We start from the raw sequence: 15,412 nt of genomic DNA, 5'->3' as shown, positions 1-15,412 counted from the left end.
TTTTAAACCGAGTATACGACTTTATCTTTTAGTATATGACTTTATTTCGAAGTATACGACTTGATTTTCAAACTACAACAAAAACCACAGCCACAAATTACGGCTATTACTCCACCGTCACACTCTTCGCCAAGTTCCGCGGCTTATCCACGTCACACTCCCGAGCTACTGCTGTATAGTACGACAACAGTTGCAACGGAACCACAGCCAAGATCGGTGTCAGCGCTGCATGAGTTCGAGGGATGGTGAGTACATGTTCGGCAAACTTACCGATCTCACTATTCCCTTCCTGAGCCACAGCGATGACAAACGCGTCCCGAGCTTTGACTTCCTGGATGTTAGACACGGTCTTGTCGAGGACCTGCTCCTGGGTAGCCAGGGCGATGACCGGGATCCGGTCGGTGATCAGGGCCAAGGTGCCGTGTTTCAGTTCACCGGCGGCATAGGCTTCGGCGTGGATGTAGGAGATTTCTTTGAGCTTCAGCGATCCTTCCATAGCGACAGCGTAGTCGATGCTGCGGCCGATGAAGAAGACGTCATTCCAAGCCTTGATCTGTTCGCTGATCTCTTTTACCTTGTCCGCTTGGGTCAGGACTGTTTCCACTTGGGCAGGGATCTGTTTTAAGGTTTCGGCAATAGCTTTGATCTCGCTGCAGGGAAGGGCGCATTGGCACTGGGCCAAGGCCAGGGCGACGATGTTCATGGCGACCAATTGGGTGGTGTAGGCCTTGGTGGAAGCCACAGCGATTTCCGGGCCAGCCCAGGTGTAGAGGACCGAGTCGGCTTCCCGGGCGATAGTGGAACCGACGACGTTCGTGATGGCCAGGACTTTGGCCCCTTTGGACTGGGCTTCTCGGAGCGCAGCCAAGGTGTCTGCCGTTTCGCCGGACTGACTGACGACGATGACTAAGGTCTTTTTATTGATGATCGGGTTCCGATAACGGAACTCAGAAGCGATGTCCACTTCTACGGGGATGCGGGCGAGGTTTTCGATGACGTATTTGCCGACTAAACCGGCGTGATAAGCGGTGCCGCAGGCGACGATGACAACTTTGTTGGCCTTGCGAAGCAGTTCCGGATCAATGCCGATTTCATTTAAATTGACGCCTTCTTCGTCAAAGCGTCCTTTGATCGTATCCCGCAGGGCCTTAGGCTGCTCATAGATTTCCTTCAACATAAAGTGGTCATAGCCGCCTTTTTCTGCGGCGACAGCGTCCCACTTCACTTCAAAGACTTCCTTCTCAATGGGCTCACCGGTTCTAGCATCCTTGACGGTGGCGCTGTCTGCGGTGAGGATGACCATTTCACCGTCATTCAAGATGTAGGTCTGACGGGTATGATTCAAAATGGCCGGGATGTCCGAGGCCAGGAAGTATTCCTTGTCGCCGAGCCCGACGACCATGGGGCTGTCTTTGCGGACAGCGACGATCTTATCGTCCTCACGACGGCAGACAAAGGCCATCGCGTAGGAGCCTTCGATGACAGAGGCGACTTTACGGACGGCTGCTTCCAGGTCCCCTTCGTAGAAGGATTCGACTAAATGGGCCAGCACTTCTGTGTCTGTTTCCGAGGTGAAACGGTGACCGTCAGCGATAAGGCTCTCTTTTAAGGTTTGGAAGTTTTCAATAATGCCGTTATGAACAACGGCAAAATCGCCCCAGCAGTCCTGATGGGGGTGGGAATTTTCATCGGAAGGCTTGCCGTGGGTAGCCCACCGGGTGTGTCCGATGCCCATAACGCCTGTAGGCGCGGTGTCGCCCAGTTTTTCTTCTAAGATGGCCAGTTTGCCTTTTGCCTTGCGGACTTCAATGCTTCCCTCTTCCATAATCGCGATACCGGCGGAGTCATACCCGCGATACTCGAGTTTTTTCAGACCTTCCACCAGGATCGGAGCGGCCGGTTTGCCGCCAATGTAACCAACAATACCACACATCGTTTTTGTTTCCCCTCTCTTATGTTGTCGGGTCGTGCCCCTCGAATCAAAACGGGCGCAAAAAAGCCGCCTCTTTCGCATCCTTTGGCGAAAGGCTTGGCGGCTCAAAGGCACAGATCTATCCCGACACTCACTGCCAGCTTTTTGTCTCCGCGATTGCTCTCGGGATTTGTAGCTTGGCTGTCGACCGTAAGCGGCCGAGGGGCCATCCGCCGAAACCTTCGATAAGCCCCTTCCTCGTCAACCGGAGTCCACCTATGTACACACTTGAATTCTACGAATGGAGTGGAATACCGGTTCTGGCGCTGCATATTCACCTGTCGAGTTCTGATACCTGTTAAGCCCATTTTCGAGTCATGATCATTGTATCAGTGGGACAAGAAGGCTGCAACCCTCCCATAAAAATATTCTTTGCCCTCATCATTCCTTAACTTCTAACTTATAGCTTGATTCTTCTTTTTTCGACAAATTGCTCGTCTGCGAGGCTATTGGGTTTCGATTCTGTCGTGGTTATTGATACAAAAGAAATCGGGCAGGTCCAAAACGTAACCGGACCCACCCGCTTCCTAATCTGTAGGTTACAGTTTAAACCTTGAAATCGACTGCTGCAATTCTTGAGCGGTAAAGGAAAGGGATTCACTGGCTGAGGCGATTTCCTCCATGGCTGCCGATTGTTCTTGAACACTGGCGGCGATGTTTTGACTCTGACGGGTCGTATTCTGACTGGTTCGGCTTACTTCGTTTAGTTGATCCTTCGCTGTTTTACTATTCTGGGCGATGCTTTGGGCTAGTTCGGCAATACCTTCCACATTGGTGGCTAAGGTCAACACCTTGTCGGTTAGATTATTGAAAATGGTTCCGGTACCGGTGACGATTTCGGTACTGCGGCTGACTTCCTGCTGACCGGTAGTCATTGCTTGGGCGATCTGGCTCATTTCCTGCTGAATCGTTTGGATCAGGACGGTGATATCTTCTGTCGCCTTGCGGGACATCTCCGCTAACTTGCGAACTTCATCGGCAACAACGGCAAAACCGCGTCCGTGTTCCCCAGCACGAGCCGCTTCGATCGCTGCGTTGAGTGAAAGCAGATTTGTTTGCGCAGCGATATCGGCGATAGTGTTAACAATTTGTCCAATCTCCTGCGACTGCTCATCCAAATGGGTTACAAAGGTGGAGAGGTTTACGACTGCGTCGCGAATTCGGTCCATCGCCTCTTTCGCGGTTGTCACCGATCCGTGACCGTCCTTCGCCATTTCGGCAGTGTTGTGAGCCACGGTGGCCACTTGTCCCGCCCGTAGGGAGGCTTGATCGAGTTGAGAAAAAATCGACTGTACCGTATTGATGGCATCTTCAATGCTGTGGGATTGCTTATCTGTATTGTCCGCGACGTCGGAAACAGCGGCAGCCATATGGTTGACCGTTTGGGCCGTTTGTTCGGCGCCGGCTGTCAGTTCTTCTGATGAGGCCGATAAGGTTTGCGAGGCCGTGGCGACGTCGCCAACGACACGGCGAAGATTGGCCGTCATCTCCCGAAAACTGCCCAGTAAGGAAGCAAACTCGGTGCTTGCCGCATCAGACTCAGACCAGAGCGTATCGGTGGTCAAATCACCGGCAGCAATTTGTTGCGCATTTTCGGCGAGGTGGGTCACCAACCGGCTGATACGGCGGGATACGATATAGATGATGACGATCAAGCACGCGATGATGGTCACCGTAGATATGAATGTCTTATGTTTTAAGGAATCTACGGCAGCATACTCTTCACTGATCGGTACACCTACGACGAGAACCCAACCTGTATTACCTACTATATGTGAGGCGTACTGCTTTTCCACATTATTAAAGGTGAAGCGCTGTAGGACCGGCTTGCCGCTGAGAAACTCTTTGCCCGCTATCGCAAAGTCTCCGTTATCTTGGGTATTGATGTTATCTTTTAGCGTTAAGGTGGGGTGAGAAATGAAGTTTCCTTGGCTGTTAATTAAAAAGCCGTATCCTGTCTGACCAATCTTTATGTTCGAGACCGACTCTTTCACCATGTTTAGATCTAGATCCGCCACGACAACCCCGAGGAACTGATCGTTTCTTAGGATCGGTGCGGCTACGCTGATGATGTCATTGCCGGTGATTGCGTCTTTATAGATCTCCGTGTAACCGACGGTTCCTAGTTTCGCATTTTTGCCGAGAGAGTACCAAGTCCGTTTTCGGGGGTCATAACCAGCGGGCGGAACCCAGCCCTTGGCATCGATGGCTTCCCCGTTTTCTAAGCCAATGAATAAGTTCGTCATGCCCGGATTGTCTTTCAAGATGGCAAGGCCAATTTCCCGTTGTTGATCTTTCGTCAATTGATTGTGAGCGACGATACCGGCATAATTGAGAACGGAATTTTCGCTTTCTCGCATCATTTGTTCAAGTTTGCGACTTTCACTTTCTACCTGATAGGCCAAGGTTTCTTTCAGTTGCTTGTCCATGATTACCGAAGCGTCATGATGAGCAAGGTATCCGAAGGCCGCTAGACCCAGAAAAACAGGAGTAATCAGAAATAAGATGAGTTGGGTCATCAGGCTCGCTTTAAGGATTCTCATTGGAGTGCCCTCCTCTCAAAGAATATGTACTAATCAATTATACACTGCCTTTCGACATTTTGTAATAATCATCTCAAGAACAAATATATAGTACCATTTAACTGAAAAACGGGCTGCCCCATCGGTTCCATGGGTCAGCCCGTTTATACATTTACTTATATATACCTTTTTCGAAGGAAATTAGGATTCCTATACCTCGTATCTTTCATTCAGTTACAGCATGATTATCAAGTTCGATCATCACTGCCGTTCTCGAGCCGAAAAACCATGGATAGCTAGGATAGCTCGTCCTATTGGAATGACCGGAACACGTCAGCGATCTCCTCTACAATCTGCTTCAACTCGACGAGATCGGGACCTTCTCCCATGACCCGGATGAGCGGCTCTGTGCCGGAGGGGCGAACGAGGATCCGACCACGACCGTCCAGTTTTTCTTGACCCGCCTGAACAGCTGCCAAGGCTTCCGGTGCATTCATGCAGCCTTTGTCTTTCACCCGCACATTGACCAGCAGTTGCGGAAGGCGCTGCATCTGCCCAGCCAGTTCCGAAAGGGGTCTTCCGGTCTCCTTCATCACGGTGATCAGTTGGAGGGCGGTAAGTTCCCCATCGCCAGTGGTGTTGTGCTGCAGGGAGAGGATGTGCCCTGATTGTTCTCCACCGAAGACGGCATCATGCTGCAGCAAAGCCTCTAGGACGTAGCGGTCGCCCACTTTGGTCTCTAGGATGTGAATCCCTGCTTGTTTTAAAGCGATATGTAAGCCCATGTTGCTCATGACGGTCACGGCGACGGTATCTTTCGGCAGTTGTCCTTTCGTTTTCATATGTAAGGCACAGGCGACGATGATCTGGTCACCGTCGACGATGTTTCCCTTTTCATCGACAGCAATGAGCCGGTCGGCGTCGCCGTCCAAGGCGAGTCCCAAGTGGGCACCATGATCGACGACAGCCCGGCTGAGTGTTTCTGGATGGGTGGAACCGCAGCCGTCATTGATGTTCGTGCCGTCCGGTTCGCAGAAGATCGGGACTACTTCGGCGCCCAGTTCCCGCAGCACACGGGGAGCCACATGAGAGGCGGCACCGTTCGCACCGTCCACGACAATTTTCAAACCGGTAAAGTCCACAGGGACAGTCTGTTTCAAAAACTTGATGTACATGGTCTCGGCATCAGCCACCGGGCAAACTCGTCCCACTTGGACACCGGTTGGGGCCGGCAAGCCATCACTATGGTGGCCCTCTGCATCGCCCATACAGTCGGTCGAACCGGCGTCACCGCAACTATCCTTGTCACAGCACTTATCGACAGATTCTTTGCCAGTTCCCAGAATGTAACTCTCGATTTCTTCCTCCACAGCATCGGGAAGTTTGAAGCCCGATGCGGAGAAGAACTTAATGCCGTTGTCAGCCACCGGGTTATGGGAAGCGGAGATGACGACGCCTGCCGTTGCTCCGAGCTTCCGGGTTAGGTAGGCGATACCAGGCGTAGGAAGTACGCCGACCGGTAAGGCTTCCCCGCCGACAGAGGTGATGCCGGCGATGAGGGCCGCTTCCAGCATATCGCCGGAGATCCGCGTGTCTTTTCCGATGACGATGCGCGGATGGGGGGCTTCTTTACTGAGCACATAGGCTCCAGCCCGGCCTAGTTTAAAGGCGAGTTCCGGTGTCAGTTCTTTATTGGCGACGCCGCGAACACCATCAGTACCAAAGAGCTTACCCACAGGTTCCATTCCCCTTTATCTCTCTTATTACCTAATGATTTTAATCTTATAATTGTCATCACATTTTTTTGCAGTAATTATTAAACTTTGCTTTTATTTGCTAATTTTACTTTTTAATAACCTTTGACTTTTTCTTTTCAAATGTCGCTATTCTATGCCCTTACTCTTTCACCAACCGGTAGGTAGAGATGATCGCTTCGGCCACCCGCAGGCCGTCAACCGCAGCACTGACGATCCCTCCCGCATAGCCGGCGCCCTCACCAGCGGGGTAAAGGCCGTGGATGTCCGGCGACTGCAGAGACTCATCTCGAAGGATGCGCCAAGGGGCCGATGTGCGCGTTTCCACACCTGTCAGCACCGCTTGGGCCATGTCAAAGCCCTGTATTTTCCGTCCGAAGTCTTTCAGCCCTGCTTGCAGCGCTTCGCCGCTCCCTTTCGGCAGGCTCTCATGCAAGTTGGCCGAAGTGACGCCCGGTTGATAGGTGGGGGTAACTAGCGCTCCTGCTACATCGCCTTTTTGGTCGGCCAAAAAGTCACCGACCGTCTGGGCTGGTGCCCGGTAATTTGAACCACCCAGTTCAAAGGCTTTTCGTTCCCAGATGCGCTGAAACTCGGCGCCGCCGAGCGGACCGGGCGAAGGAAAGTCTTCCGGGCTGACCGAGACGACCAGGGCCGAGTTGGCTACGCCCGTGTCGCGGGCGTATTCGCTCATGCCGTTCGTGACGACGCCTCCTTCTTCCGACGCCGCTGCAACCACGGTGCCGCCGGGACACATGCAGAAGGAGAAAACAGTCCGTCCCGCTTCTTGGATTTTCGTGTGTAGTTGATAGTCAGCCACGCCGAGGCGTTCGTGTCCAGCCATTTCCCCATACTGGGACCGGTCGATGAGTTCCTGAGGATGTTCCACCCGCAGACCGATGGCAAAGGGTTTCGCTTGCATCGGCACATCCTGATGGTATAAGTTCTTTACCGTATCTCGGGCACTGTGGCCGATGGCTAAAACGACGAGTTCAGCTGGTATCTCCCTACTTTCAGACAGACTATCTACGGGCAAACTACCTACGGGCAGACTATCTGCAGACAGCCCCCCTGCACCAGAGCCACCCGCACTAGACTTAGTCAAACCCTTTTGGTTAGCACGTTTATTCGAATGTTTGGCCATAAGCTCGCTCTCTTTCGCGAGCTTCACCCCGGCTACCCGGCGGCCGAGCGCCGTCTTCTCGAGGATCAGTTCGTCCACCTGAGCGCCGAAGAAAACGTCTCCGCCCTGTTCCTCCAAACGCTTCCGGAGGTTACGGACAACCTGACGGAGGACATCGGTACCCACATGGGGCTTGGCCTTATAGAGGATCTCCTGGGGCGCTCCCGCTTCAGCTAGCCGCTCAAAGACCTCCGTGATCCGGGGATCGTGGGTACGAGTGGTTAGCTTGCCGTCGGAAAAGGTCCCGGCACCGCCTTCCCCAAACTGAACATTTGAATTGACCTGTAGTTCTCCCGTCTCCCAGAACCGGCGTACGTCTTCCGTTCGCCGGTCCACGTCGTAGCCACGTTCTAAGAGAATCGGTCGGTAACCGGCTTCAGCGAGCTTTAAGGCGGCAAAGTAACCGCACGGCCCCGCACCGACGACGATAGGACGCCGGGTTAGGGGCTCGTTTCCTCGCAGCAACGGTTGGACTTTTTCCTCTTTGACGATGGTGATTTGGCTATCCTTTTCTACAATCCCATTGGGGATTTTTACGCCGGCCTTGAGGAGGACTTCCACCGTATAGACGAAACGGATATCCGTTTTTTTGCGAGCATCGACAGCTTCTCGTACGATATTCAGTTCAGCGATTTGGCCAGGCTTCAAGCCCAGCCGTTTTGCCGCTTTCGGCAAAAGACGGCCGGTGTCTTCCGACAAACCGGCCCGTAAGTTGGCAATCCGTATCTTCAAATTCGTCCTAAAGGCTCCTTTCGGCTCACTGACCTTCCTTCGCTGGTTCCTTCGTTCCATTCGGGGTTCCCGTGCCCGTCCCCGTTCCAGCAGGGGGAGGAGTTTGACCGCTTGCCGGCGGTACCGTCTCTGTCGGTGCTGTAGCCGGTACGGCCTCAATGACGACAGTCACTCTCACCATGCCTTGGGCGGCGTTCTGCGGACGCATCCCGTTCGGGAATTGAAGGGCCACATCTTTGACGACATCTCCTTTGGCATCAGTGATGTCTACCGGCGCGGTAGACAGGCTGCGTAGCTCCGATGACATTTCGACAGGCAATTGGACAGCAACGGATGCCGGTTCGACCCGGGTGGAGGCGACATGGTATCCTTTTGCCGGTGTTCCGACGACTTGCGGCTGGACATTCGCCGTCTTGGAGGTGATCTCCTGGGTAATCGGTAAGTTGACTTCGACGGAACGAGGCGAAATCTGGATCCGCCCGTCATCGTTATTGATGTACGGTTCCATGATGCTCACCGGCAGGCTGCGAAGGATCGGTTCTTTCCCCCCGACCGGTATCTGGACGCCGACCTTCCGGATCGCCTTTAGTTTTTCCCGGGGTCCGCTGAGTACAACGTCGGCTGGTTGAAAGGTGGGATCTCCCATCTTATATCCTGTCGGCAGAGTGCCTTTGTATTCCCATGCAACAGGAACGGTGCGGGTCTCTAAGACGTCTACGTTCAGGTTTAGCTCTGCCGGGGTACGACTGATCACCTGTACGTTAGAGGGTGAATCGACTTGAATACTGACCGTCAGTGGACCGGGCTTGGCGCCGGATAAGCTGAGCCGGGCCCGGAAATCTCGCGACGATAAGTTCGCTAAGACCGACTTCGGTCCCCGGACCTTAAGTTCCACCACGTTTGGCGGTTCCGGGTCGAGCACATAGCCTGCTTCCAGGCCTTCTCGTTCGAGCGTGACGGGAAAGGTCTGTGTTCCTTGCTGCTCCGCTTGTACATAGATCCATAACAGGATCGCCAAAGCGAGGGCAGCCGCCTTATAGAGCCAGTTACGGCGTGCTGTTTCGGCGAGATCCATTATTGCTGCCCCCTCCAGTGCCAGAATGACCGTGTATTCGATGACTTCGGTTGCAGCAATTCTTCTAATCGCGAACGCAAGGATGTCTCATCTAAGAAGCGGGTCAGTCTCCCATCGACAGAGAGCGATAAGTTACCTGTCTCTTCCGAGACGATCACCGCTACGGCGTCGCATTGTTCGGTGATACCGATGCCGGCTCGATGGCGTGTGCCCAGTTCCCGGGACAGATCAGGGTCGTCCGTCAAGGGAAGATAACAGGCCGCCGCGATGATCCGGTCGCCCCGGACGACGACAGCACCGTCGTGGAGCGGCGTCTTAGGGATGAATATGTTCACGAGAAACTCGCTCGATACTTTCCCGTCGATATATGTGCCGGTCTCGATGACGTCATTGACACCGGTTTTTCGTTCGATGATGATCAGTGCACCGATCTTGTTTTTGACCAGTACACCAACGGCACGAACGATTTCCCCGATGACTAAGCTTCGGTCTTCATCGCCCATCACAGCGAGCTGAGCCGGAAAGAGTTTGCCCCGGCCTAACTGTTCCAAGGTGCGGCGCAGTTCCGGTTGGAAAACGACAGGAAGCGCCACGATGAGTGCCGTCCAGGCTTGTTTTAAGAGCCAGCTCAAGGTGGTCAAGCTGAGAGCTTCGCTCAGATAGGAGGCGATGATTAACACACCGAACCCTTTGAGCAATTGCACCGCCCGGGTGCCTTTTATAAACATGGTAAGCCGGTAAATGATATAGGCAACGGCCAAGATGTCTATGAGTGCGATCAGGTTGAACTTTTCCAAGGCCGGTGGAATCATCAGATCACCTCCTCGTTTAGATTTTCTCTGTTCAGGGGCAAAATCCCTTGTGGCAAAATCCGGTTTGCGACTATAATGGAGGCAGAATCGTATTTCTTTTTTTGACAAGATTTTCATTTAAGGTGGTGCCAGGAACAGATGTGGTTACCTCTCGTCGGGCTCGCCCTGGGGGTTTTTATTGGTTCCGTATTATCCGTTACGATTCCTATTGAGTATGCCAAGTACATGTCGATTGCGGTCCTGGCGGCGTTAGACTCTGTCTTCGGCTCTTTACGGAGCTTTTTGGAGGACAAATTTGACGCCCTGATCCTGCTGACAGGCTTCTTCACCAACGCCGTATTGGCAGCCCTGCTCGCCTATATCGGCGATCGGCTCGGTGTCGACCTGTTCCTCGCAGCCGTTTTCGCCTTCGGTGTCCGGATTTTCCAGAACCTCGCCGTCATCCGCCGTTATATCATCGACCGGATCGTCCGGCCACGGGTGAAAACGCCGCCGAACAATCTGGAAAAAGCCTAGGCAACGATCATGTCCGATCCGATGGGGGATTTGTTGACGTCGTAACCTCTATTTTATCTTTACTTTTGTGGAAAAGCAAAGGCCTGCCCAGATTTTGGGCAGGCTTTTTCACTGTTTCTCTTTTGTAGTCTCGCGATTCCGTGTTACGCCGTCGTTTCCATTTGGTCGTTCTCTACCCGTCCGTGCTTGAGCAAACCGTACTGGAAGGAATCCATCAACGCTTGCCAGGACGCTTCGATGATGTTGGCCGAAACGCCGACGGTGCTCCAACTGTCCTGATGGTTCCGGGTTTCGATGAGGACGCGAACTTTCGCACCGGTAGCATCTTTCTCATCGAGCACCCGCACCTTATAGTCGGTGAGGTGGCAGTCGCCCAAGAAAGGATAATGGCTGATCAGCGCTTTGCGCAGGGCGTTGTCGACGGCGTTGACGGGACCATTGCCTTCGGCCGCGGTGTGGACGACCTGGTCGCCGACACGCAGTTTAATCATGGCTTCCGACGTGAACTCCGCATCAGAACGCTTTTCGATGATCAGGCGGATCGAATCAAGGACAAAAGGAACAGGATCCTCGCCGAAGGCGCGGCGGAGAAGGACTTCGAAAGAAGCTTCGGCACCTTCAAACTGGAAGCCCTGATGTTCCAGGTTTTTGATGTTTTCAATGATCTGTTTCGTGTCGGCATTTTCCCGATTTACGTCGAGGCCGAGTTCTTTCGCCTTGTAGACGATATTGCTCATACCGGACAGTTCGGAGACGAGCACACGGCGCTGGTTTCCGACTTGTTCGGGCTCAATATGTTCATAGGTGCCGGGGTCTTTTAAGAGGGCCGATACATGCATGCCGCCCTTATGGGCAAAGGCAGAGTGTCCGACGAAGCCCATGTCGTTGCGCAGGGTCACGTTGGCGATTTCAGCGACGTAATGAGCCGTTTCCGTCAGCAATGCTACGTTTTGGGCGGGCAGGCATTCCATGTTCATTTTCAGTTGCAGGTTGGGGATGATGGAGCAGAGGTTGGCATTGCCACAGCGTTCCCCATAGCCGTTGATCGTCCCTTGAATCTGGCGGGCGCCGGCCATGATCCCCATCAAGGAGTTGGCGACAGCCAGGTCTCCGTCATTATGGACATGGACGCCGACAGGGGCACGGAGGGTAAAGACCATTTCCTGGGTGATGGCGAGCATATCTTGAGGCAAGGTGCCGCCGTTGGTGTCGCAGAGGACGATCCAATCGGCACCGGATTGTTCTGCCGCCAGTACCGCTTCTTTGGCGTATTGGGGATTCGCTTTGTACCCATCATAGAAGTGTTCTGCATCAAACATGACTTCCAGCCCTTGCTCTTTGAGAAAGGAAATGGAGTCACGAATGATGCGCAGGTTCTCTTCCAAGGTCGTCCGCAGGGCGGCGGTGACATGGAAATCCCAGGTCTTGCCGAAAATCGTAACGACTGGGGCACCCGATTGTACCAACGCTTGCAGGTTGGCGTCTTCGCTGGCTTTTAAGCCGGGCCGGCAAGTGGCGCCGAAGGCGGCAATTTTAGCATGCTTCCAGGGCATGCTTTTCGCCCGCAGGAAAAACTCCATGTCTTTGGGGTTCGATCCGGGCCATCCGCCCTCAATGTAGGCTACACCAAGTTGGTCCAGTCGTGCTGCGATTTTGAGTTTGTCTTCCACACTGAGGGAGATGCCCTCCCCTTGGGTTCCGTCGCGGAGCGTCGTATCATAGATAAAAACACGGTCCAATCGGGGCACCTCTTTCTCCATCGGTAACTCTTATAGGTACAACGACGTGTTTCAGCCGGTATGTTTGCACTTGTGGGCACAATATTCCGGCGTTGATATGCGTGAAGAGCCGGCTTAAGCCAGCTCTTCTAGTACGCGATCAGTCATCTCTTCGGTGTTGACGAGGATTTTTCCTGCTTCCATGATGTCGCCCGTGCGGAAACCTTTCGATAAAACTTTTTCGACGGCATCTTCGATGGCCCGAGCTTCCGTCACCAGGTTGAAGGAATATTCGAGCATCATCGCCGCCGACAGGATCGTGGCCAAGGGGTTGGCTTTTTTCTGTCCGGCGATATCGGGCGCAGAACCGTGAGCCGGTTCGTAGAGAGCCACGTTGCCGCCGATGGAGGCCGACGGGAGCATCCCCAGAGAGGCCGAGAGCATGGAAGCCTGGTCGGTGAGGATGTCGCCGAAGGTGTTTTCGGTGACGACGACGTCAAACTGCCGGGGGTTGCGGACGAGCTGCATGGCAGCGTTGTCAACGTACATATGCGTCAAGGTCACATCAGGATAGTCAGCAGCGACACGGATGGCCGTCTCCCGCCAGAGCCGGGACGCTTCGAGGACGTTGGCTTTGTCGACGGAGCAGACTTCCTTGCGGGTGCGCTTGCGGGCCGCTTCAAAGGCCAGGCGGACGATGCGTTCGATCTCCGGTGTCGAGTACAGCATGGTATCCCAAGCTCTTTCGACACCGTCGACGGTTTCGCGGCCTTTGGGACCGAAGTACATACCTCCGGTCAGTTCCCGGATGACGACCATGTCGGTGCCTTCAAGGACTTCCTTTTTCAAGGTTGAAGCATCGGCGAGGGCGCTGTACATCCGGCAAGGGCGGATGTTGGCGTAGAGGCCGAGCTCCTTGCGCAGGGGAAGGAGTGCGCCCACTTCCGGACGGAGATGAGTCGGCAGGTTATCCCATTTGGGACCGCCAATGGCGCCGAGGAGGACAGCATCGCTGTTGTAGCAGAGTCCTAGCGTTTCTTCAGGCAGGGGATGGCCGGTGGCATCGATGGCGGCGCCACCGATGAGGCCTTGTTTATACTCAAACTGGTGGCCGTATTTTTCGGCGATCTTATCGAGGACGCGAATCGCCTGCGGGACGACTTCGGTACCGATGCCGTCACCGGGAAGGACTGCGATACGGTAAGCCACGGTTATCTCTCCTTAGGATGTCGTTGAGGTCATCGGCCGGTTCGCTATGAGTTCCGAAACGCACACCGTCCGATGACCCCAAGCAACCATCTGTGATTATGCTTGTTCATAGAAGTCAATTGGGTCGCTGAGCTAGTGTGCAAATTAGGCCTTAGCTTCGCTCAGACGGGTCTTCACATACTCCATGAGGCCGCCGTTGCGGATGATCTCTTGCATGGAGGCGTCGAGGGCTTTGGCGGTATAGGTTTGACCGGTGGTCATGTTGAAGATGACACCGCTGTCGGCATTCACTTGGATTACATCGCCTTCCCGGATGCCGTCAACCGCTTCAGGGCACTCGAAGATGGGCAGCCCGATGTTGATGGCGTTGCGGAAGAAGATGCGGGCAAAGGATTTGGCGATGACGCAGGAGACGCCGGCGGCGCGGATGCAGATGGGCGCATGTTCCCGGGAGGAACCGCAGCCGAAGTTTTTATCGGCGACGATGATGTCGCCGTTTTGCACTTTCTGCGGGAAGGTGGGGTCAGCATCTTCCATGCAGTGCTTAGCCAGCTCTTCCGGCACGCTCGTGTTCATGTAGCGAGCAGGGATGATAGCATCTGTATCGATGTCTTTTCCGAATTTCCAAACGCGGCCTGTGAACTCCATTTATTCCACCTCCCGGGGATGTACGATGCGGCCGGCGATGGCCGATGCGGCAGCGACGTTAGGTCCGCAGAGGTAAACTTCGCTCTCGGGATGGCCCATGCGGCCGACGAAGTTGCGGTTGGTGGTGGCGAGGGAGCGTTCCCCTTTGGCGAGGATGCCCATGTGGCCGCCTAAGCAGGGGCCGCAGGTGGGTGTGGAGACGGCACAGCCGGCGTCGATGAAGATCTCGATGAGGCCTTCTTTCATAGCCTGCTTGACGATGGCCTGGGTGCCCGGGAAGATGATGCAGCGCACGTTTTTATGCACTTTCTTGCCTTGCATGATCTTCGCGGCGACACGGAGGTCTTCGATGCGGCCGTTCGTGCAGGAGCCGATGACGACTTGGTCGAGCTCGACATGGCCTGCTTCGCTGACGGGTCGGGTGTTTTCGGGCAGATGCGGGAAGGCCACGACAGGCTCCAGTTTTTCGACGTCGTATTTGATGACGCGGTTATACTTGGCGTCTTCGTCAGACTGGTAGACTTTGTAGGGTTTGTTCGTCCGTTCTTCTACATAGGCGATGGTCTTTTGGTCGGCGGCGATGATGCCGTTTTTCCCGCCGGCTTCGATGGCCATGTTGGCCATGGTCATGCGGCCGTCCATGGACAGTTCGTCGATCGCGGAACCGGTGAACTCCATCGATTGGTACAGCGCGCCGTCGACGCCGATGTCACCGATGGTATGCAGGATCAGGTCCTTTCCGGTCACATCTTCCGGCAGTTTGCCGTCGTATTCAAATTTGATCGATTCGGGGACTTTGAACCAGGCTTCCCCTAAGGCGATGCCGGCGGCTAAGTCGGTGGAACCGACACCGGTGGCAAAGGCACCGAGAGCGCCGTAGGTGCAGGTGTGAGAGTCAGCGCCGATGACGACGTCACCAGGGGTGACAAGGCCTTTTTCCGGGAGCAGGCAGTGCTCGATGCCCATTTCTCCGACATCGAAATGGTTGGTGATGTCAAATTTACGAGCGAAGTCACGAACGACTTTCGATTGTTCCGCTGACTTGATGTCCTTGGCCGGGACGAAGTGGTCTTGGACCAGAACGACTTTATCTTTGTCGAAAACCTGTTCGAGGTTGATTTTTTCCAGTTCCTTGATGGAGACAGGAGCTGTAACATCGTTAGCCAAGACCAGGTCCAGTTTCGCACGGATCAGTTCGCCCGGCTCCACGGTGGCTTTGCCGGCGTGGGCGGCCAGGATTTTTTCGGTGATAGTCATACCCATGGTCGTTC

General features: G+C 54.3%; 11 protein-coding genes. 1 reads left to right on the top strand and 10 read right to left on the bottom strand.

Annotated elements, in window-relative coordinates:
• Positions 1 to 106 precede the first annotated feature (106 nt).
• The 6 genes from glmS to cdaA form a co-directional block, all read right to left on the bottom strand.
• Positions 107 to 1,933 (bottom strand): glutamine--fructose-6-phosphate transaminase (isomerizing), encoded by a 1,827-nt coding sequence (glmS, locus tag H1S01_RS12900; RefSeq protein ID WP_188040865.1) that lies wholly within the window; start codon positions 1,931 to 1,933, stop codon positions 107 to 109.
• 578 nt (positions 1,934 to 2,511) lie between these two features.
• A complete protein-coding gene (locus tag H1S01_RS12895; RefSeq protein ID WP_188040864.1) occupies positions 2,512 to 4,515 on the bottom strand; it encodes a methyl-accepting chemotaxis protein in 2,004 nt (667 codons plus the stop codon).
• Positions 4,516 to 4,805: 290 nt separating this feature from the next.
• Positions 4,806 to 6,230 carry a phosphohexomutase domain-containing protein gene (locus H1S01_RS12890; protein ID WP_188040863.1) on the bottom strand — a complete coding sequence of 475 codons (1,425 nt, stop codon included), beginning with the start codon at positions 6,228 to 6,230 and terminating at the stop codon, positions 4,806 to 4,808.
• Positions 6,231 to 6,390: 160 nt separating this feature from the next.
• Entirely contained in the window at positions 6,391 to 8,163 is a 1,773-nt protein-coding gene (locus tag H1S01_RS12885; protein WP_188040862.1) for an NAD(P)/FAD-dependent oxidoreductase, read from the bottom strand.
• A gap of 25 nt (positions 8,164 to 8,188) precedes the next feature.
• The gene (locus H1S01_RS12880) at positions 8,189 to 9,238 is read right to left on the bottom strand and encodes a CdaR family protein (RefSeq protein ID WP_188040861.1); all 1,050 of its coding nucleotides are present in this window, start codon (positions 9,236 to 9,238) and stop codon (positions 8,189 to 8,191) included.
• Positions 9,238 to 10,050, bottom strand: a complete 813-nt coding sequence (gene cdaA / locus H1S01_RS12875; protein WP_188040860.1) for a diadenylate cyclase CdaA — start codon at positions 10,048 to 10,050, stop codon at positions 9,238 to 9,240. The genes H1S01_RS12880 and cdaA overlap by 1 nt, the downstream gene beginning before the upstream one ends.
• Before the next feature lie 138 nt (positions 10,051 to 10,188).
• Between cdaA and H1S01_RS12870 the strand changes: the two genes are divergently transcribed.
• Complete coding sequence (locus H1S01_RS12870; protein ID WP_155475425.1) at positions 10,189 to 10,566, top strand: small basic family protein; 378 nt, start codon at positions 10,189 to 10,191, stop codon at positions 10,564 to 10,566.
• Positions 10,567 to 10,709: 143 nt separating this feature from the next.
• Here the strand turns inward: H1S01_RS12870 and cimA are convergent, their stop codons facing one another.
• The 4 genes from cimA to leuC form a co-directional block, all read right to left on the bottom strand.
• Positions 10,710 to 12,326: a citramalate synthase gene (cimA, locus tag H1S01_RS12865; RefSeq protein ID WP_188040859.1), complete on the bottom strand. Its 1,617-nt coding sequence runs from the start codon at positions 12,324 to 12,326 to the stop codon at positions 10,710 to 10,712.
• A gap of 93 nt (positions 12,327 to 12,419) precedes the next feature.
• The gene (gene leuB / locus H1S01_RS12860) at positions 12,420 to 13,493 is read right to left on the bottom strand and encodes a 3-isopropylmalate dehydrogenase (RefSeq protein ID WP_188040858.1); all 1,074 of its coding nucleotides are present in this window, start codon (positions 13,491 to 13,493) and stop codon (positions 12,420 to 12,422) included.
• A 144-nt stretch (positions 13,494 to 13,637) separates the two neighbouring features.
• Entirely contained in the window at positions 13,638 to 14,141 is a 504-nt protein-coding gene (gene leuD, locus H1S01_RS12855) for a 3-isopropylmalate dehydratase small subunit (RefSeq protein ID WP_155475427.1), read from the bottom strand.
• On the bottom strand, positions 14,142 to 15,404 hold the full coding sequence (leuC, locus tag H1S01_RS12850) for a 3-isopropylmalate dehydratase large subunit (protein ID WP_188040857.1): 1,263 nt from the start codon (positions 15,402 to 15,404) through the stop codon (positions 14,142 to 14,144).
• Positions 15,405 to 15,412 lie beyond the last annotated feature (8 nt).

Source organism: Heliobacterium chlorum, assembly GCF_014502795.1.
GTDB classification, from domain to species: domain Bacteria; phylum Bacillota; class Desulfitobacteriia; order Heliobacteriales; family Heliobacteriaceae; genus Heliobacterium; species Heliobacterium chlorum.
The sequence above is the reverse complement of the archived record's forward strand: the minus strand, read 5'-3'. Positions and strand labels throughout refer to the sequence as shown.

Bases quoted from the DNA above. Each gene is read 5' to 3' on its own strand.
- glmS (WP_188040865.1), bottom strand. From the start codon at position 1,933: ATGTGTGGTATTGTTGGTTACATTGGCGGCAAACCGGCCGCTCCGATC.
- H1S01_RS12895 (WP_188040864.1), bottom strand. From the start codon at position 4,515: ATGAGAATCCTTAAAGCGAGCCTGATGACCCAACTCATCTTATTTCTG.
- H1S01_RS12880 (WP_188040861.1), bottom strand. From the start codon at position 9,238: ATGGATCTCGCCGAAACAGCACGCCGTAACTGGCTCTATAAGGCGGCT.
- cdaA (WP_188040860.1), bottom strand. From the start codon at position 10,050: ATGATTCCACCGGCCTTGGAAAAGTTCAACCTGATCGCACTCATAGAC.
- H1S01_RS12870 (WP_155475425.1), top strand. From the start codon at position 10,189: ATGTGGTTACCTCTCGTCGGGCTCGCCCTGGGGGTTTTTATTGGTTCC.
- cimA (WP_188040859.1), bottom strand. From the start codon at position 12,326: ATGGAGAAAGAGGTGCCCCGATTGGACCGTGTTTTTATCTATGATACG.
- leuD (WP_155475427.1), bottom strand. From the start codon at position 14,141: ATGGAGTTCACAGGCCGCGTTTGGAAATTCGGAAAAGACATCGATACA.
- leuC (WP_188040857.1), bottom strand. From the start codon at position 15,404: ATGGGTATGACTATCACCGAAAAAATCCTGGCCGCCCACGCCGGCAAA.